Here is a 19,070-nt window from a genome sequence, read left to right on the forward strand (position 1 = left end):
GTAATTTTGGTATTGGGCCATTGTTTGTCAATTGAGGTTATTACTAAGCTGATTTAATGAGATTTAAAGCTATTGTATTAAGGAAAATGCAAAAAATTAAGATAGATTTTCCTACTTTCTTAATAATGATTGCATCGTTCGTTTTTCTTCGTTTCTGCATAGATTTTTATCTAATTTAAAGTGCGATTTAAACTCAACTCAAACAAAAACATAGTATGCAATTAAAAGGTAAAAATGTACTTATTACAGGAGGTACTCGTGGCATTGGTAAATGCATGGTAGAATATCTTATTGAAAAAGGGGTAACCAATATTGCCGTAATAGCTCGAGACAAGAAGAATCTAAAGCTATTATCGGAAGAATTTGCAGATGTCAATTTCATTAGAATAACCGGTGATGTAGCAAATATTCAAGTATTAAGAGACGCTGCCGCACGTATAGAAGATAAATGGGGACATTTAGATATACTGATCAATAATGCAGGTATTGTAGCTGCAGGTCCTTTAGAGGATATACAAGATGAAGACTTATATGATCAAGTAGCCATAAACTACACAGCAGTAATGTTATTGACCAAATACTGTATCCCTCTTTTAAAATTCTCTGAAGATGCTTATATCTTAAATATTTCATCAGGATTAGGATTAATAGGTATGCCTTTCTATGCCGTGTACGGAAGTACAAAAGCTGCAGTGCGTCAGTTTTCAGATTCTATGAGAAGAGAATTGGCTCCTTTTAACATTTCGGTTACGTGTGCTTTTCCAACCGCTACGGATACGGAAATGATGCAAAAATTTACAGGTAGAAAAATGGATGCCCCAGATTATGTTGCACAACGATCATTAGAAGGTTTATTAAAAAAAGAAATCCAAGTTATTTTTGGCGGTGATGACCGACTGAAAGAAAATACCTTAAATTTTGAAGCACCAGAAGAACTAGATAAGCAGGTGGCACAGAATTATGAGGAACGTAAAACTGCTAGTTTAGATCATAAAGCCGTCTGATCTCTACTAGGTAATAAACTAAACGGCACACAACTATGAAATTACTTTACAAATTTTCACTCTTATCAGTATTTGCAGTTATTTTATCCTGTAAAGAAACTCCTAAATCTGTTAATAAAGCTACTGATGTATCGGTAACTGAAACTGATGTTATCTCTATCCCAGAATCTTGGGTTAATTCGCGAGTTGCAAAAGCTAAAGAAAAACTAAATAGCTCTGAAGCAGGAAAAGTTGTATGGAATGCAATGGAGGCTCATGGTGGATTGGATACTTGGTTCGCAAACGGACCAATTACTTTTCGTTTTAATTATCAACCTTTAGATGGTAAAACAGCGAGAGATAGTTACCAAACCGTGGATACATGGAGTAACAGATCTGTGCATACAAGTGCTACGGATAGTTCTGCCAAATTTGGGTGGACAGGAGAACAAGCTTGGGTAAAAGCTAAAGATAGTACCGCATTTGCCTATGATACTAAATTCTGGGCGCTAACTCCGTTATGGTTTGTTGGTCATCCGTTTGTTTTGAGTGGGGAAGGTGTGAACTTAGAGTTGTTGGAGCCTACTACTTACAAAGAGAAAGAGTATAACGTAGTCAAAGTAACTTTTGATGCTGAAACTGGTGATGCGCCAGATGATTATTACATTCTATATGTAAACAAAGAATCTAATAAATTGGCGGTTATGAGGTACATAGTTTCTTATCCTCAATATTTTAAAGATGGCGGGCATGCGCCAGAAAAATTTACTGAGTTCATAGGAGAACAAGTTGTAGATGGTATTACAATGCCAGGCGGTTTTAAAACCTATTGGACAGTAAAAGACAATCAACCTGGAGATTATATTACCAAAATTGATTTCACCGATGTATCTTTTGAAAAGGATTTGTCTAAAGATTTCTTTGATGCTCCTGAAGGTGCTAAAATTCTTGAATAATTATTTCAACATATTAAACATAAAAAAGCCCCAAAGTTATCTTTGAGGCTTTTTTTATAAAAGTAATTTATCTTATTCTCCTTTATGTAGCGATGCTACCGCTGCGCCAATTATTCCAGCATGGTTTTGAAGTTCTGCTGCTATAACCTTAGTATCAATCTTAATTTTAGATTTAAATTCATTAAAATCTTTAGATGCTCCACCACCAAGAATAATTAAATCTGGAGAAACAATCAACTCAACATATTCTAAAAAGGTGTTGAATCTTTTTCCCCATTTTTTATAAGATAGCCCTTCTTTATCTTTAGCCGAACCAGCCGCCCATTTTTCAATCTTGGAATATTTTTTATAGGGTATTTGACCCAATTCAAAATTAGGAATCAATCTGCCATCTAAAAATGCCCCACTACCTAAGCCTGTACCTATGGTTATCATAATAACAAGACCTTTTTCGCCTTTACCGATACCATAGTTCATTGTGGCATAACCAGCGGCATCGGCATCATTGATAACGGTGAAATCTAAACCGGTCTTTTTCTCCAACAATTCTTCAACGTTAACACCTAACCAGCTTTTATGAAGATTACCGGTAGCTTTGCAAACACCATTTTTTATTATCGTAGGAAAACCACAACCAACTTTACCTTTGTAGTCAAAATGTGCAACAATTTCAGCAATTACATCGGTCATTGCTTCTGGTGTTCTAGGTATGGGAGTAGGTATTCTAAAGCGCTCAGAGATCATTTCTCCGGTTTCAGAATTAACTAAAGCTCCTTTAATTCCAGAACCACCAACATCAATACCAAGTAAAGTCATTTTATTTTTTTGTTATGAATTACAAAGAAACGAAAAAGAATCGGCTCTTTGAAGTGAGATTGTTTTGTGTGTTTTACTTCTTTAAACTACCACTAAAATAGGACATAAAAAAAGGACCTGTTTAGGTCCTTTAGATTATTTATTCTGGCATTAGCAGGTCTACAATGGTGCTAACTTGAATTTCTTCATCGTCTTCATCCAATTCAGAGTCAACTGTAAAAGTGATAGAAAACTGTCTACCAACAAATTTTTGACTAGTTAAATCGTACTTGCTGCTTACTTCGTTGGTAACATTATTGAATTCTACAATTTCGCCTTCATCATCTGTAAAAGAGTAAATGCCATTGCTATAGCCTTCATAAGTTGCATTCATGGTACCTGTGTCTTGACCAAATGTGGTAAACGAAGAAACTGCTACGAACAATACTATTAAAAGTGATTTCATTTTTTGCTTGTTAAGTTAATTTTCGATTTTTTTTGCCCGGTTTTCAAGCCTGTTTTTGAGACTTGAAAAGTTGTTACAAATGAAATCTAATTAGTTGAATAACGATTAAATTTATCATTTTATTATGAAAGTTTTTTTTAAACTTAATGAACTGTAAACCAGTGGGCTATTTTTGATTTATTGCAATAAAATAATTGATGTTTAGACTATAAAGTAGCATAATTAGATACTACCTTTACCCAATTAATCAATACCACTCCATTGAAAAACTATAATTTACCTAAGCTACTTGTTGTTTTGATACTTGTTTCTTTTGGGATAACACGATTAGGTTATTCCCAGACTCAAGTGTCACCAGATAAGGTTCAAAATTTAATTGGCGTCTATAAAAATGATATTAGGGGTCCGTATAAAGATATTCGTTGGTTTTGTACAGATGGTAGCGTACGCCAGCCAAAAGATCCTTGTCCAGATAATATAGGTCCAGGGGTGCAGCATGCGCGCTATAAAGATGAGGTAGTTGCTTTGGGTAAAAGCAACCATATTTACTTTGGTCAAATTCTAGCTTATACAACTATTGATGAACTTTGGGATGCTAACCACAACCATTCTCGTTTAAAACAATATCAATTAGATAAGTATTTGCGTTTGGTCGATGACGGATGGATCAATCAGAAAGGACAGTTTTACAGAGGATCGGTTCAGGTAGAAGATGAAGAAGCATGGGGTATTTCTTTCTACAAATCTATATTATCGCAAGATGCTATCATTGCCAATAATTTCTACCTTATTAGACAGTCTTTAAAAGACATCCCTCATAACGGTGATGATAATATTGCGCAATTAATGCGAAGCGAATCGAAAGTGATTTCAGATTTGTATACTCCGTTTATGGACTTGAGAACTAAGATTCACAGTCAACCAGAAAAATTGGATATTCAAAAAGTAATTGATTTCAAATCAAAAAATCAGAAATTACTAACTACAGATTTGAATAAGAAGCTAGATGGCTTGGTAAGCACTATGCAAGTTTTCTTTAAGCCAGTAGATGTTCAGGCTTTATTAGATAAGTCCAAATTGATTAAAGGAACTTCACTTGGCGATAAAGTTCAAGCTTTTATAAATAGTAAAGAGGCAAATGATACCGCAAGCTATAGTGTAAACGAAGCTGCATTGTTACTAGTTGATATTCGTGAAGAATTAATAGCCGAAAAGCGACCATTGGCACGCTTACAATTATTAGATATCTCATTAAAATTAGAAGAACTTCTATTTCAAAATGCACCTAATTGGGAGCCAACCAGCGTTAGCGGGCAATTAGAAAAAATTTGTGCTTTAGCAACGGCTTCAGTTGGTGCTGGATATTTAGAGCTGTGGGAGTGGGAGCAAATTTCTGGTACATTAAGCAAATTTAATCAAGATCAATTAAGCTTGGCAGAATTAACCCAAGTATTGGAAACTGCAAGAGCAGCAGTAGAATGGAGTGCTGCTATGGTAAAGGCAAACTACCAAGAAGTGGTAAATGTGTATACCGCTTTTGAGCCTAAGGCATATGCTTTTATCGATGATAGAATTAGAGGTTCTGTAGCATTGCATTTAGGGCAAAGTGTAGGAGAGCTTGGTGATTTTATAGCAAAAGAATCTGCCTTGACCAATAAAGTGATGGATGTTGCTAACCAAAGTACGTTTAGAGGTTTAAACCCTGGGTATGCTTATGGTGAATTAGTGGTTGTAGATGGCTCATCTGAAGATGTAGAAGTATCTGCCGATAAAATTTATGTATTTCAACGTTCACCTTCAGATTTAAAACCGGTTGCGGGTATTGCTACGGTGGCAGAAGGGAACATGGTTTCTCATGTGCAATTACTGGCGCGTAATTTAGGGATACCAAATGCGGCTTTGTCAGATGCTAACCTTCAAAGTTTAAAGAAGTACGACGGTACAAGGGTGTTTTATGCAGTTTCTAATAAAGGGAATGTAATCTTGCAACCAGAGTCTCAGATGACAGATCAAGAACGTGGACTATTTGTAAAAAAAGAACGTAATACCGATAAGATAGAAGTACCTGTTGAAAAAATTCAATTGAGAAATACCGATGTTTTGAATATGCGCGATGTTGATGCTAGCGATTCGGGAGCGTTATGCGGACCAAAAGCTGCGAACCTTGGACAGTTGAAAAAAATGTTTCCTGAGCAGGTGGTTGAGGGGTTAGTGATTCCGTTCGGAATTTTTAGAGACCATATGGATCAGCAAATGCCAGGCAAGAATGGTTCATATTGGGAATATTTGAATGCGATGTTTGTGGAAGCTGAGCGTATGCGCAGTGCAAATGTGTCAGAGCCAGAAGTTGAAAATTATCAATTGCGTCAATTGGAAATACTAAGAGCTGCAATTAAGAAAATGCCTTTGAAAGTAGATTTTATGAATCAACTGGAAAGTAAATTCAAATCTGTTCTTGGGTCGGACTTTGGAAAAATTCCTGTGTTCTTACGCAGCGACACCAATATGGAGGATTTAAAAGAGTTTACTGGTGCAGGTTTAAACTTAACATTATTCAATGTGTTGGATAAAGAGAAAGTTTTAGAAGGTATAAAAGATGTGTGGGCTTCACCATACACTGAACGTAGCTTTAAATGGAGACAGGTGTATTTATTGAACCCTGAGAATGTTTTTCCTTCTATTTTGGTGATACCAAGTGTTGATGTAGATTACTCGGGTGTATTAATTACAAAGGGTATCAATTCTGGTAACGATAAAGATTTAACCGTGGCATTCAGCAGAGGTGCAGGTGGTGCCGTAGATGGTCAGTCAGCAGAAACGTATACTATATATGATAGTAATGGCTATCGTTTATTAGCGCCAGCACGCGAGCCAATGTACAATACCTTACCAGCAACAGGCGGTACAGGTAAAAAAGCAGCTACTTTTCAGAATAGAGTAGTGAATGAAAAGAACATGACCGAAATCAAGACTTTGGCAAAAACTATTCGTGAAACACTACCAAAAGAAACAAATTCAGAATACGAAGGTGCTTATGATGTAGAGCTTGGTTTTAAAGAAGATAAATTATGGTTGTTTCAAATTAGACCATTTGTCGAGAATAAAAAAGCGTTGAGTTCTGGGTATTTAGAATCTATTACACCGAAAATTAATACAGAGAAAGAAATCTCTTTAAAGACAAAATTGTAAAATGAAAAGGATCTATTGGTTTTTAATTGCTTCGTTCTTTTTTGTTTTCACTGGGTGTGATGATGAGGATGACAATGTTGTTAATGAAGAATTGCCAATATCTACAATAGCAGGCTTAAATACATTTGGATGCCTTATTAATGGACAAGTATATGTACCTGAAAAAGGAAGCTTTTGTTTAGATTGTGAAGATGCACCTAAATTGCAATTAACCTATGGCGAAGTCTTTGAAGAGTATCGGTTTTCTTTAGGTACATTCAATGATACAGACGGTGATGTTTCTATTGTTTTAGAACTTTTTAATGGAGATGAACCGTTAACGGAAGGTCTATATTCTCTTTCACAAACTATATTAGAAACTAATGACACACCCGTAGCTAATGCAACTTGCAGTATTAATAAAAAAATTAGTGGCGAAAAAATTGAGTCGGAATTTTACTCTAATGAAAATATTGGTGGAGTTTTGGAAATCATTAAAATTGATGAAGAAAAGAAGTTTATATCAGGGACTTTTTATTTTTCAGCAGTAGATGGCAACGGTCAATTCGTTAATATAACCGACGGTCGTTTTGATGTTACGTATAATAGTTTTTAAGAATTAGTATTGATATGAGTATGAAGAAAATTGTAGTATTACTAATTGTTGTGTTAAGTGCATCTGCATTTACAACCTACAAATATTACCCAATTGACGGTTACGAGCGTACAGGTATAAAAAGGTTAAAGCGTTTAGAATTAATTAAAAGCGGCGAGCTTAAAGATGCAACGGCATTACCGGCTGGGGCTTTAAAATCGTACAGCGATATTCAATTGAACCTACTCTCAAGAAAGAGTGATAGTGCAATGGGTTTAATGCTGGTGAACGAAGATTTTCAGAAAGAGATAAGTGCACTTTTCCGCGGATTGGATAAAAGCTATTCGCTAACTGTCTTGGATATTTCTGACCCTGAGAATGTTCGTTATGCCGAACGAAATGAAACGGCAGGCTATCAGCCAGGTAGTGTTGGTAAATTGGCGGTGTTATTAGGCTTGTTCACCCAGTTAGAAATAATTTATCCGGATTCATTCGAAAAAAGAACGGAGCTGTTAAAGAACAAATCTGTGAAAGCAGGAGTATGGGGCTTAACCGATGAGCACACTATTCCTATCTATAATATTGAAAAGAATACGTTGGTAAAACGACAGGTGATTGCTAGCGATGTTTTCTCATTATATGAATGGGCTGATCATATGTTATCTGTAAGTAATAATGGTGCAGCAAGTATAGTGTGGCGAGAAGTTTTGTTAATGGCAGCTTTTGGTAAAAAATATCCTGACTTAACTCAAGAAGAAACGGATGTCTATTTTAAAGAAACCCCAAAAAAGGAGTTGACAGATTTAAGTAATGATGTAGTGAATTTACCATTGCGAGATTTAGGAATTACAAGCGATGAATGGCGTTTGGGTAGTTTCTTCACTAGAGGTGCAAACACTTATGTTGGTGATAAAGGTGGTAGTATTGGGTCGCCACAAGGGTTAATGAAATTTTTGGTTCAGTTAGAGCAGGGTAAAGTTGTAGATGAGGCTTCTAGTTTAGAAATGAAACGATTGATGTATATGACAGATCGTAGAATTCGCTATGCACAATCACCTGCCTTAAAAGAAGCAGCCGTATATTTTAAATCTGGTTCACTTTATAAGTGTGATAGAAGTAAAGGTGAAGCTTGTGGTAAATATATGGGTAATGTCACCAATTTTATGAACTCTGTTATCATTGTTGAGCATCCAGATAATTGCAGGTATATGGTTGTATTAATGACGAATGTACTTCGCAAAAACTCCGCTAGTGACCACATGTATTTGGCTGGAAATATTGATAAAATTATTAGAAAGGGGTAAAATTAAAACTTCAGACCCATCTAATTTAAATAACCTATTGTGCTATATGTCAATAGGTTATTTTCGTTTTAAGAGGTTTTATTGCCCAATAATACTTAATCTAAAGTTAAAAGTTTTTTTATATCAAAGCACTTGCTTAGTTTTGTAGTGTAATTAGAAATAATGGCACGTAAAAAACAATATAACGAAACTGAAGTCATAGATAAGGCCATGCGCTTGTTCTGGCGTAATGGCTATGAAAGCACATCGGTTCGTATGTTGGAGAAAGAAATGGGTATAAACCAGTTCTCTATTTATGCCAGCTTTAAAAATAAAGAAGGTGTATTCTTAGAAAGTATTAAACTTTATAATACTCAAATTAAAGCCATCACCAATACCTTAGAAAAATCTAATAATGGGGTAGAAGGTATTAAAGATTATTTTTTTGATTTTCTAGATTTTTCTAGAGAAGGTGCAATTTTCAAAGGATGTTTGGTTACCAATACGGTAAACGAAATTAAAGAAGATTCGAGTCCGGTTATTATGGCGGCTTTGAAACGTTTTTCTTCAAATATTAGAGAACTTTTTGTAAGGAACCTAAAACAAGACGACTTAAGGGATGAAAAAGAAATAGAAGCACAAGCTGACTATTTAATGAACGCTCTTTTAGGTCTGTCAATTTCATCAAAAGTATTTAAAGAGGAACAGTTAAAAGGCATTATTAGGATTACATTTTTACACTTGTAGCATTTTTTTTAATCAATAACTAAGCGGTTGCTTAGATTTAACATAAATATAATAATTAATAGAAATAATAAGATTATGACAATTTTAAAAGTACACGACATAGAATCTGCACCAGAAGGTAGCAAAGCATTATTAGAGAACTCTCAAAAATCATTTGGTATGATTCCTGGTTTGCATGGTGTATTGGCATCTTCTCCAAAAATTTTAGAAGCATACCAAACATTACATCAGTTATTTACTGAAACTTCATTCAATAATGATGAGTTAACGGTAGTATGGCAAACAATCAACGTTGAACATGCATGTCATTATTGTGTGCCGGCACATACAGGTATTGCTAAAATGATGAAGGTTGATGATGCTATTACAGAAGCATTACGTAACGAAACTCCGTTAGCAGACGCAAAATTAGAAGCACTAAGAACTATGACTTTAACTATAGTTCGTAACCGTGGTAATGTAACTCAAGAAGATTTAGATACTTTTTACGCTGCAGGTTATGGAGAGCAACAAGTGTTGGAAATTATTTTAGGATTATCTCAAAAGGTAATTAGTAACTATACAAATCATATAGCGCATACACCTGTCGATGCAGCTTTTGAAAAGTTTGCATGGTCTAAATAATTGAGGTTTCAGTTTTCCCGGAAACCATATGTTGATTGAGTGATTAATTGTAGCCTTCTGTCTTTAAGGCAGAAGGTTATTTAATTTTAATAAACTAAATACATCAAAATGAAAAAAATAGCGATAAACGGAATGGGGCGTATTGGTCGCGCTTCTTTAAAAGTAATTTTGGATACTCCAGAATTAGAATTAGTAGCAGTAAACGATATCGTATCTATAGAGAATATTGCTTATTTATTGAAGTATGATTCAGTCTATGGTATTTATGAAAAGGAAGTTTTACATGATGAAAACAACCTTATCATAGATGGTAAAAAAATACAATACAACTCGCAACGTAATCCTGAGGATTTGCCTTGGGCAGAACACAAAATTGATGTCGTTATTGAAAGTACCGGTTTCTTTACCAAGAGTGAAGATGCTAAAAAACACATTAAAGCAGGTGCTAAATCTGTAATTATATCTGCACCTACTAAAAGTGAAGACATACCAACGGTAGTACATGGTGTAAATACCGAAGCTGGTGAGACTAATATATTCTCTTGTGCTAGTTGTACTACGAATAATATTAGCCCGGTTGTAGAAGTATTGGGTCGTAGAATTGGTATCAAAAAAGCCATTATGACTACGGTGCATGCTTATACTGCCTCTCAAGGTATTGTTGATGCACCTTCTCAAAAGAACTTGAGAATGGGTCGTGCAGGTGCGGCAAATATTGTACCTACTTCAACAGGTGCGGCAATTGCAACTACTAAGGCATTACCAGAATTAGCTGGTAAGTTTGATGGTGTTGCATTACGTGTGCCAATTCCGGTAGGGTCAATGTCCGATTTAACTTTTGTTATGGAACGCGATGTAACTATTGAAGAGGTGAATGCTATCTTTAAAGAAGAAGCGGCAACTGATAGATATAAAAATATTTTGGACACTACAGATGAGCCTTTGGTATCTTCTGATATTGTAAAGAATCCACATGCTTCAACGGTTGATTTAGGTATGACTAGAGTAGTAGATGGCGATTTATTGAAAGTGATGACATGGTATGATAATGAATGGGGATTCACCAATCAAATGATACGTCAAATTCTAGCAGAAATTTAAATTCAAATTAGACACAGAAGCTCCATTATTTTTTGGAGTTTCTGTTATCATATTAATTATAAAAATATTTACGATGATAAAAGTATCTGTAATGTACCCGAACAGCGAAGGCGTAAAGTTCAATGCTGATTATTACAAAAACTCACATTTGCCAATGGTATCTAAATTGGTAGGTAGTGCATTAAAAGGATTAGAATTAGATTTAGGAGTTGGTGGTAGAGCACCTGGTGAGGCTGCGCCTTATGTTGCAATTGCTCATTTAAAATTTGATGATGTTGCTTCGTTTCAAGCTGCTTTTGGTCCGCATGCAGCAACATTCGCTGACGACGTTAAGAATTACAGTAACGTGCAAGGAGAAATTCAAATTAGTGACTTGGTATCTTTCTAAAGTCTTTATTGATTCAAACAATAAATTGCTAGCAGTTGGTATAAGTTTTTAATAATTAGTTGAAAGATTACATATGGAAAATACAGATGTATCTATTGAAAAATTAGCGCAACAGTGTTTCCTTGCAGTTTTTAGAACAGATTCTGATAAGCCTGGTTTTAAACATTTTAATTTAGGTAAGAATAGAAGTCCATTAGAGTTTAGAACTATAATGACATCACTTAAAAAGGAACTGTCAAAATTAAGCGAAACCTACTTTGGTAAAAAACTAAGTTACCATTGGTTGGTTCGTTTTGATCAGCAGGTAAATACCCCTTTTCATGTGGATAACGCAGCACATCAATCTTTCCTTTTGCTAGGTTACGAGCCCAGTGTTATAGAGAGTGAACTTCATATTGCAGATTATCATGAGTTTGCAAAAGAAAATGATAAAGACTTTTTAACAAATTTCACTCCGGTGTTTAAGGATGTCAAATCAATATTAGCGCCATTTACAACGAAATTGAAGTCATTTGATAAAGAAGCGTATCACATTGTAATCATGAATAACAGCAGCCCTATGCTTTCGGCAGAAACGTTAGGCGTATATCATAAAGCGGTTATAGTGGAGCAGGATTTTAGTGAAAGTAGAATCGTGAACTCTATGGTTCTGAATATGACATCCGAAGAAAAAAATATTGAAGATCAAAAGCGAGAAGAAAGCTATTTAAATTCTAATGTTATTAGTACATAGTACTGGTGAAATTTTAGCAGGGATAAAAAATATAGACCATAAAGAATGTAATTATGAGTAAAAAATTAAAAATAGATATTGTATCTGATGTTGTATGCCCATGGTGTGCAATTGGCTACAAGAGATTAGAAAAAGCAATTGACGAACTAGGTATTCAAGATCAGGTAGAGATTGAATGGCAACCTTTTGAATTGAATCCGGGTATGCCACCAGAAGGTCAGAATATTACAGAACATATTACTGAAAAATATGGTTCTACCATAGAACAACAAAATGAGTCGCGCCAAAATATGACAGATATTGGCGAAGAACTTGGCTTTAAATTCGATTATTTTGATGACATGCGTATGTCAAACACTTTTGATGCTCATGTGTTATTGGAGTATGCAAAAGATTTTGGGAAACAAACGGAACTAAAATTGCGCTTAATGACTTCATTTTTTGGAGAAAGAAAAGATGTGTCTGATAGAGAGGTCTTAAAACAAGCATTAATAGAAGTGGGTTTAAATGCAGAGGAAGCATTGTCGAAATTAGATAATGAAGAAGCCCGTTATAAAGTAAGGAATAAACAGGGACAATGGAAAAATATGGGTGTAAACTCCGTACCAACTATTGTATTTAACATGAAAAGTGCAATAACAGGTGCCCAACTCGTAGATAGTTTTAAACAAGTACTTTCTGAATTGATTGCTGAATAGAAAATTAAAAATGCAGGTGATGAATAAAGCAGATAAAAACAAAGGTGAACTAGATGCATTGTTAGAGGTAAAACGTCAAGGAGCATCGAAATTTACTGAAGAGAAAAGGAAGATTTATGCTGATGGTATTAAAAGTGTTGCAGCATCTGGGGTTCTTGAGAACGTTTTAAATATAGGAGATAAGGCGCCTAATTTTAGTTTAAAAAATGCATTGGGTGCATCTGTTTTGTTATACGATGAATTAAAAAACGGTCCAGTTGTCTTAACATGGTACAGAGGTGGTTGGTGTCCTTATTGTAACATTACACTGCACTATTTACAAGAAAAACTTCCTGAAATTAAAGAAGCAGGCGCTATATTAATTGCCATTACACCAGAATTGCCAGATAATTCATTGTCTACTTCAGAGAAGAATAAGTTAGAATTTTCTGTTTTAAGTGATGTTGGTAATGTAGTAGGAAAAGAATATGGCGTAGTTTATACATTAACCGATGAGGTTGCTACTATTTATGAAGCAGGATTTGGGTTAAGTGAAGTAAATGGAGATCATAGTAATGAACTGCCTTTGGCTGCGACTTATGTAATCGATACTGATGCTGTTATTCAATATGCTTTTTTAGATGCTGATTACACAGAAAGAGCAGAAGTGACGGATATCGTAGAGGCATTACATAAGCTGAAATAAATTAATATTTAACCACCAATAGTGTTAACCATGAAAAGAGATAGAATCATTTATTACATAGCAACTGGTATTTTTAGTTTGGTGATATTATTTTCCGCAGGCATGTATTTTTTTAATCACGAATTTATAAAAGGTGCTTTCGTAAAATTGGGCTATCCTACGTATTTAATTTACCCATATGCTACGGCAAAATTGGTTGGTTTATTTGCTATTTGGAACCCTAAATTTCACATTTTAAAAGAGTGGGCGTATGCTGCATTTTTCTTTGCGGTAACATTAGCATTTTTCGCTCATATTATGGTAAGTGATGGGGAGCAGATGGCAGCTGCTATTGCTTTGGTTTCATTGGTTGTTTCTTATATCTTTAGTAAAAGAATATAGAAAACTTATAAAAAAAGAATATTGCTATGATCGAAACTAGAGAAGATAAAATTTCTAAAAATATTCGTCCAAAAGTCCTATTCTTTGATGTTAATGAGACGCTTCTTGATCTTACGATCATGAAAAAAGAAGTAGGTGAAGTGTTGGGCGGTAGAGAAGATTTACTCCCGCTTTGGTTTACAACAATGTTACAGTATTCATTAGTGGTGTCTGCAGGCGGACAATATAAACCATTTGGACATATAGGAGCTGCTGCATTACAAATGGTAGCTGCAAATAATGATATAGTTATTACAGAAAGCGAAGCTCGTAAAACTATTGCCGAAGCTATGGGCAACTTGCCACCACATACTGAAGTAAAGGAAGCATTGTTGCAATTGAAGAAAGCAGGTTATAAACTAGTGGCATTCACTAACTCATCTAAAGAAGGTTTAACCAAGCAATTTAAAAGTGCAGGATTAACGGAGTATTTCGATGAGATGCTAAGCGTTGAACCTACAGGAAAATTTAAACCATTTACAGATACCTATGGTTGGGGGGCGAAAAAAATGGGAGTTGAACTAGACGAATGTATGCTTATAGCAGCACACGGTTGGGATGTAGCCGGAGCCTTATGGGCTGGCTGGCGAGCAGCATTTATTAGTAGACCGGGTAAACAGCCATTTCCGTTATCAACAGAGACAGAAATTTCAGAATCTAATTTACAACGGGTAGCAGACATTCTTGTTGCTTATACTTAAGAGTATAAATATATATTACCATATTATTGGCACCACACATAGCTTATGAGTGGTGCCTTTTCTTTATTGAAAAGGTGCAGAATTGGATAGTAGGTAGATTATGTATCTTTGCCGTACCATTAACTAAAGATGATATTACATGTTTAAAAAAACACTATTTGTTGCGCTTACTTTCCTTTTATTAACTTCTTGTTGGAAAGATAAAAGCCCTGAAGACCTTATTCGTTTAAAAGATAAATTTAAGTCTCAAGTGAACGATTTTGAAAGCAAGAAAGAAACTGCCAATAAAAACGTTAACAAAGGCTTAGAATCTTTAAATGCATTAAAAAGCGCTTTAGAAGATACTAAAAATGAAGATAAAGAATTCGCCAAAGTATATGGTGATTGGGAGAAGGTAGATCGCCGTGTTCAGAATTTGAACAAAGAATACGAAGATTTAAAGGAAAAAGCTTCTAACTTATTCACAGCTATGGAAACTCAGACCAATAGCCTAAGTGATGAAAAGAGTAAAAAAACACTTTTAGGTGCCATAGAAAAAGCGCGTACCAAGTATAATGGCACTTTGGCTAACACTTCAAAAGCTATTGATAAGTTGAAACTTTTACATGGCGATGCCCTAGAGGTAGTAAAAGCCCTAGAAGTAGCTGCTGCACTAAATTCTTTTGATAATATTAATGATCAAATGAAAAGTATAGAAGGTCGTGTAGATGGCATTATGCAAGAGTTGAATGTTGCCGTTGTAGAAAGTAAAAAATTGTACGAGAAAAAGATTACAGAATTAGGAGAATAACAACCCCTTTATTGATATGCTCAAAAAGCATATCATCTTTTACAAAACAGCAAGTGCAGAGTGGGTTAACCACAAAACATTTGCTGTTTTCTGTTTTAGATTTTCCATGTTTTTTACCCGACCTTAACAATTATATTATGGGTATAACATATAATTATGGTGCTTTAAGGATATAGCGTATGTCTATTTCATTATTTTTTTACAGTTAAAAATCCCATAATATTTGTTAATGGATTTTGATGCCATGGTCTTAAAATGAGGTATATTCATTTGTTGAAATATATGTAGTTAATAACACCTTATTTTACTCCATATTTTAAATGTCAATCATATTTATGAGTTCTACAATAACGAAGTTAAAGGCTTTAATTGCTTCCACTAAAACATATATTGTTTTATTGATAATGGCCGTAGGTTTGCTTCTTTATACCGTAGCCGTGGGATATCAGCAAGTGAAAAGACTGCATAAAACTGGCGGCTTGGTTTCTCACACACTTGAAGTGCAACGAGCTATTGTAGAATTATCCGCTAAATTTTTAGAGGTGGAATCTATTCAGTTTAAAAAATATTTTGAGAAAGACGAAAGTAATCTCTCTTCTATAGTGGTAACAGAATTAGGTCAGTCTCTAGAAAGATTAAAATTACTTACTGCGGACAATGAAGCGCAACAAGAAAAGGTTAAGGCATTACAGCAATTGCGAGATAAAATCATTATTGAAATAGATAGCAGTAGTCTATTAGATACGGTCTCTGTAAAAGATACCGCTGCAATTGATTTTTCTAGTATTGGCTATAAGCATGTTGACCGTATTTCAAAAATTGTAGCAGAATCTCAGGTTATAAAAGAAAGAATGTTAGCTGAGGAAAATTATTTAATGGTTGAGCGTAAAGAAGAATATACCTCTCAATCATTTTTAACCCCAATGTCTTCATTACTGGTAGCATTAACTGCATTAGGCATATTTATAATTGGCTTTATTAGCATTTATAAGCAGAAAGGAGAAATTCAAGATGTCAACAGTCAGGTTTATAATCAAAACAAAAAATTACAGGAAACAGAAGAATTTTTAAAAGGTGTTTATAAAAGTTCAAATAATGTCATTAGCCATTTTGAGCCACTATTAGATGCAGATGGAGGGATAACCGATTTTCAATTTCGATATACTTCTAACGCAATTGAAAAGGTGACAGGTGCAGAGCAGGATGATATTATTGGGAAATCTCTTTTAGAAATGTACCCAATGGTAAAAGAAAACGGACTTTTTGATTTGATGAAAGAATGTTATTTAAGTGGCGCGTCTCAAGAGCATGAAAGTGTTTATAGGTTTGAAGGGCAAAATAAATATATACAGAATACAGTAGTAAAATCTGCAAATGGTATTACCAATACCGCATGGGATACTACAAAGGTTAAGGAAGGTGAAAAAATATTACAAAAACTAAATGAAGAATTAAGCCTACAAAACACCATATTTAAGGAGGCGGAAAATGTTGCGGGTGTAGGAAGTTTTATTTGGTATTTAGATAATGGTAGCGCAACCGTATCAGATAACTTTTATAGAATTCTTGGAGTTGAACCCGATCATTTTGAGGTTACTTTTAACAGCTATAAAGAATTCATCCATCCAGAGGATATTTCAATATTTGAGGCACTAAGTTGTAATAAAGAAGAAAATGGCGTGTCTACTGTATTTACCTATAGGGTTCAGACCAAAAATAAAGGTGTTAGGTATCTGGATTTAAAAGGCAGGCGTATAGAGATTGATGATAGACCTGTATCTGTTGGTATAGTACAAGATATTACCAGTCGTGTAGAAAAAGATAGACAGCTAATTGATAGTTTTGAAAAATTGAAAATTAGTAATGAGGAACTAGAATCTTTTAATAGAGTGGCAAGTCATGATTTGCAAGAGCCGTTAAGAAAGATTCAAATGTTTATATCTCGAATAGAGGATACAGGTAATAAAGGAATACCGGATGAGGTTCATGGGTATTTTTCTAAAATTAAATCTGCAACATTTAGAATGCGAGAATTGATTCAAAATCTGCTATCTTATTCGAGGATAGATAAGATCAATTCAAAATTTGAGAATATTGCTTTAGATGATGTTATTACTAAAGTTGAAGATGAACTATCACAGTTAATAAAGGATACGGGTACTATTATTTCGTATGATAAATTGCCGGTAATTAATGGTATTCCATTTAAGATAGAGCAGTTGTGTACCAACCTTATCAGTAATTCTATAAAATATAGAAAAACCAATACATCCCCAATTATTGACATTACTTCAGTTCGATTACGAAATATTGAAATACCAGAGAATTTCGCTAAAAATTCTGAATACTATTACAAACTTTCATTTACCGATAACGGTATTGGATTTGATCCCGAATTTGCAAGTAATATTTTTGAAGTTTTTCAAAGATTACATACAAAAACCGAGTACTCTGGAACAGGTATTGGACTCTCTATATGTAAAAAAATTGTAGAGAAGCATAATGGTTATATACATGCAATTGGTAAAAAAGATGAAGGTTCAACATTTGTTATATATCTACCAAGTAATTAATACTTCCACTACTAATATTAAAATGTAGTTTCATTAGCTCTTTTATATTGTACTTCATATCTGTATAAACTTCATACTCTACTAGTTAATAAAATTTAATGGCGTATTTGATTGTGGTAGTTATTACCATGATTAAATGGTTCATTTATAAAAAGTTACTTTTAAGACTTTATAAGTACAACTATAGAAATGGATCAACCAAAAATTATAACGGAAAGATTAAAATTAAGATTAATTGAAATAACTGATTTAGAAGCTATTCATACGCTTCATATTTTACCTGAAACAGATAAGTATAATACGCTAGGTATTCCTAAGAATTTAGAAGAGACTAAGCGGGTTATAATTCCCTGGGTTGCGGCAAACAAATTATCAGAAATAACAAATTATACTTTCGCTATTATACTTAAAGAAACAGATGAATTTATGGGTCTATTTGGACTTAGACTTGGCGATAAAAAATACAGTAGAGCAGAAGTTTGGTATAAGCTACATCTCAATTTTTGGAATAAAGGGTATGCAACAGAATCTTTAAAAGCAGTATTGAATTTTGGATTTAATACGCTTAATTTACACCGTATAGAAGCTGGTTGTGCGGTAGAAAATGTTGGCTCAGCAAAAGTGATGGAAAAAGTAGGTATGACCAAAGAAGGTAGAAAAAGACAAATACTACCATTAAAAACAGGTTGGTCAGATAGTTTTGAATATGCTATACTTAATAGTGATAAGCCAAACTATACAACGATATAAAATTTTTTATAGATTTTTTTTAAGTTATATAGCAATGACTTAGTCTGCCGAATATATTAAAGAGGAACTGCGTATGAATGTTTTATGGTGCCAATAACAAAAGTACTATGAGCACTGCCTATGTTCTGTATGGCACCAAGATCATTGATGACGAAAGATTGGTAGTGCTTCATATCTTTAATTATGATTTTAAGTAAAAAATCATAATCGCCAGATATATTATAACATTCCGTTACCTCCTTTAAAGAGATAATATCTTTAACGAATTTATTCCCAATTTCTTTGGTATGCTCTTTCAATGTTATATTACAAAAAACAGTGAGGGTCTTACCAATTTTTTCAGCTTCTACAATAGCAACATATTTTTTAATGATGCCATTTTTCTCTAAACGTTTTATTCGTTCATAAACTGGTGTTGGAGATAAATTTACGTTTTGTGCAATCTCTTTAGTTGTAAGTTTTCCGTCCTCCTGTAGTATCTCTAATAATTTCCAGTCGGTTGAATCTAAATTATGCATAGATAGTTTTTCTTTTAATGATTCAAAATACACCTAATAAAAGGTGTATTAATTATATTAATGCGTAAAATTAGTTATATTTTCTTACTTATTATC

At 34.1% G+C, this 19,070-nt stretch carries 20 protein-coding genes; 17 read left to right on the forward strand and 3 right to left on the reverse strand.

Going from position 1 to position 19,070, the window contains the following annotated elements:
• The first annotated feature begins 215 nt into the window (after positions 1 to 215).
• The gene (locus BM296_RS07920; protein ID WP_027064720.1) at positions 216 to 1,004 is read left to right on the forward strand and encodes an SDR family NAD(P)-dependent oxidoreductase; all 789 of its coding nucleotides are present in this window, start codon (positions 216 to 218) and stop codon (positions 1,002 to 1,004) included.
• Positions 1,005 to 1,039: 35 nt separating this feature from the next.
• A complete protein-coding gene (locus BM296_RS07925; RefSeq protein ID WP_091902562.1) occupies positions 1,040 to 1,939 on the forward strand; it encodes a DUF6503 family protein in 900 nt (299 codons plus the stop codon).
• Between the two features lie 72 nt (positions 1,940 to 2,011).
• On the opposite strand, the gene ppgK is transcribed toward BM296_RS07925, so the two are convergent.
• Together ppgK and BM296_RS07935 are read right to left on the reverse strand one after the other, a co-directional pair.
• Positions 2,012 to 2,755, reverse strand: a complete 744-nt coding sequence (ppgK, locus tag BM296_RS07930; RefSeq protein ID WP_027064718.1) for a polyphosphate--glucose phosphotransferase — start codon at positions 2,753 to 2,755, stop codon at positions 2,012 to 2,014.
• A gap of 139 nt (positions 2,756 to 2,894) precedes the next feature.
• On the reverse strand, positions 2,895 to 3,200 hold the full coding sequence (locus BM296_RS07935) for a hypothetical protein (protein WP_091902563.1): 306 nt from the start codon (positions 3,198 to 3,200) through the stop codon (positions 2,895 to 2,897).
• 1,023 nt (positions 3,201 to 4,223) lie between these two features.
• Here BM296_RS07935 and BM296_RS07940 point away from each other — a divergent pair.
• The 15 genes from BM296_RS07940 (at position 4,224) to BM296_RS08010 (ending at position 18,456) form a co-directional block, all read left to right on the forward strand.
• Entirely contained in the window at positions 4,224 to 6,389 is a 2,166-nt protein-coding gene (locus BM296_RS07940) for a PEP/pyruvate-binding domain-containing protein (RefSeq protein WP_245787000.1), read from the forward strand.
• Between the two features lies 1 nt (position 6,390).
• A complete protein-coding gene (locus BM296_RS07945; RefSeq protein ID WP_091902564.1) occupies positions 6,391 to 6,984 on the forward strand; it encodes a Riean_0653 family protein in 594 nt (197 codons plus the stop codon).
• Positions 6,985 to 7,004: 20 nt separating this feature from the next.
• Entirely contained in the window at positions 7,005 to 8,267 is a 1,263-nt protein-coding gene (locus BM296_RS07950; RefSeq protein ID WP_091902565.1) for a serine hydrolase, read from the forward strand.
• A gap of 162 nt (positions 8,268 to 8,429) precedes the next feature.
• Complete coding sequence (locus BM296_RS07955; protein ID WP_091902566.1) at positions 8,430 to 8,993, forward strand: TetR/AcrR family transcriptional regulator; 564 nt, start codon at positions 8,430 to 8,432, stop codon at positions 8,991 to 8,993.
• Between the two features lie 75 nt (positions 8,994 to 9,068).
• Complete coding sequence (locus tag BM296_RS07960; RefSeq protein WP_091902567.1) at positions 9,069 to 9,617, forward strand: carboxymuconolactone decarboxylase family protein; 549 nt, start codon at positions 9,069 to 9,071, stop codon at positions 9,615 to 9,617.
• A 108-nt stretch (positions 9,618 to 9,725) separates the two neighbouring features.
• A complete protein-coding gene (gene gap, locus BM296_RS07965; protein ID WP_091902568.1) occupies positions 9,726 to 10,718 on the forward strand; it encodes a type I glyceraldehyde-3-phosphate dehydrogenase in 993 nt (330 codons plus the stop codon).
• A gap of 73 nt (positions 10,719 to 10,791) precedes the next feature.
• Positions 10,792 to 11,106 carry an EthD family reductase gene (locus BM296_RS07970; protein ID WP_091902569.1) on the forward strand — a complete coding sequence of 105 codons (315 nt, stop codon included), beginning with the start codon at positions 10,792 to 10,794 and terminating at the stop codon, positions 11,104 to 11,106.
• 73 nt (positions 11,107 to 11,179) lie between these two features.
• Entirely contained in the window at positions 11,180 to 11,839 is a 660-nt protein-coding gene (locus tag BM296_RS07975) for a hypothetical protein (protein WP_091902570.1), read from the forward strand.
• 53 nt (positions 11,840 to 11,892) lie between these two features.
• Positions 11,893 to 12,537 carry a DsbA family oxidoreductase gene (locus BM296_RS07980; protein ID WP_091902571.1) on the forward strand — a complete coding sequence of 215 codons (645 nt, stop codon included), beginning with the start codon at positions 11,893 to 11,895 and terminating at the stop codon, positions 12,535 to 12,537.
• A gap of 19 nt (positions 12,538 to 12,556) precedes the next feature.
• On the forward strand, positions 12,557 to 13,222 hold the full coding sequence (locus BM296_RS07985; protein ID WP_091902979.1) for a peroxiredoxin-like family protein: 666 nt from the start codon (positions 12,557 to 12,559) through the stop codon (positions 13,220 to 13,222).
• A gap of 30 nt (positions 13,223 to 13,252) precedes the next feature.
• Entirely contained in the window at positions 13,253 to 13,603 is a 351-nt protein-coding gene (locus tag BM296_RS07990; protein ID WP_091902572.1) for a DoxX family protein, read from the forward strand.
• A gap of 26 nt (positions 13,604 to 13,629) precedes the next feature.
• Positions 13,630 to 14,343: a haloacid dehalogenase type II gene (locus BM296_RS07995; protein WP_091902573.1), complete on the forward strand. Its 714-nt coding sequence runs from the start codon at positions 13,630 to 13,632 to the stop codon at positions 14,341 to 14,343.
• A gap of 139 nt (positions 14,344 to 14,482) precedes the next feature.
• On the forward strand, positions 14,483 to 15,133 hold the full coding sequence (locus BM296_RS08000; RefSeq protein WP_091902574.1) for a hypothetical protein: 651 nt from the start codon (positions 14,483 to 14,485) through the stop codon (positions 15,131 to 15,133).
• A 335-nt stretch (positions 15,134 to 15,468) separates the two neighbouring features.
• Positions 15,469 to 17,706 carry an ATP-binding protein gene (locus BM296_RS08005; RefSeq protein ID WP_177214930.1) on the forward strand — a complete coding sequence of 746 codons (2,238 nt, stop codon included), beginning with the start codon at positions 15,469 to 15,471 and terminating at the stop codon, positions 17,704 to 17,706.
• Between the two features lie 189 nt (positions 17,707 to 17,895).
• Positions 17,896 to 18,456 (forward strand): GNAT family N-acetyltransferase, encoded by a 561-nt coding sequence (locus BM296_RS08010; RefSeq protein ID WP_091902576.1) that lies wholly within the window; start codon positions 17,896 to 17,898, stop codon positions 18,454 to 18,456.
• Positions 18,457 to 18,512: 56 nt separating this feature from the next.
• Here the strand turns inward: BM296_RS08010 and BM296_RS08015 are convergent, their stop codons facing one another.
• A complete protein-coding gene (locus tag BM296_RS08015) occupies positions 18,513 to 18,974 on the reverse strand; it encodes an Lrp/AsnC family transcriptional regulator (protein WP_027064702.1) in 462 nt (153 codons plus the stop codon).
• Positions 18,975 to 19,070 lie beyond the last annotated feature (96 nt).

The organism is Maribacter stanieri, assembly GCF_900112245.1.
Taxonomy (GTDB): domain Bacteria; phylum Bacteroidota; class Bacteroidia; order Flavobacteriales; family Flavobacteriaceae; genus Maribacter; species Maribacter stanieri.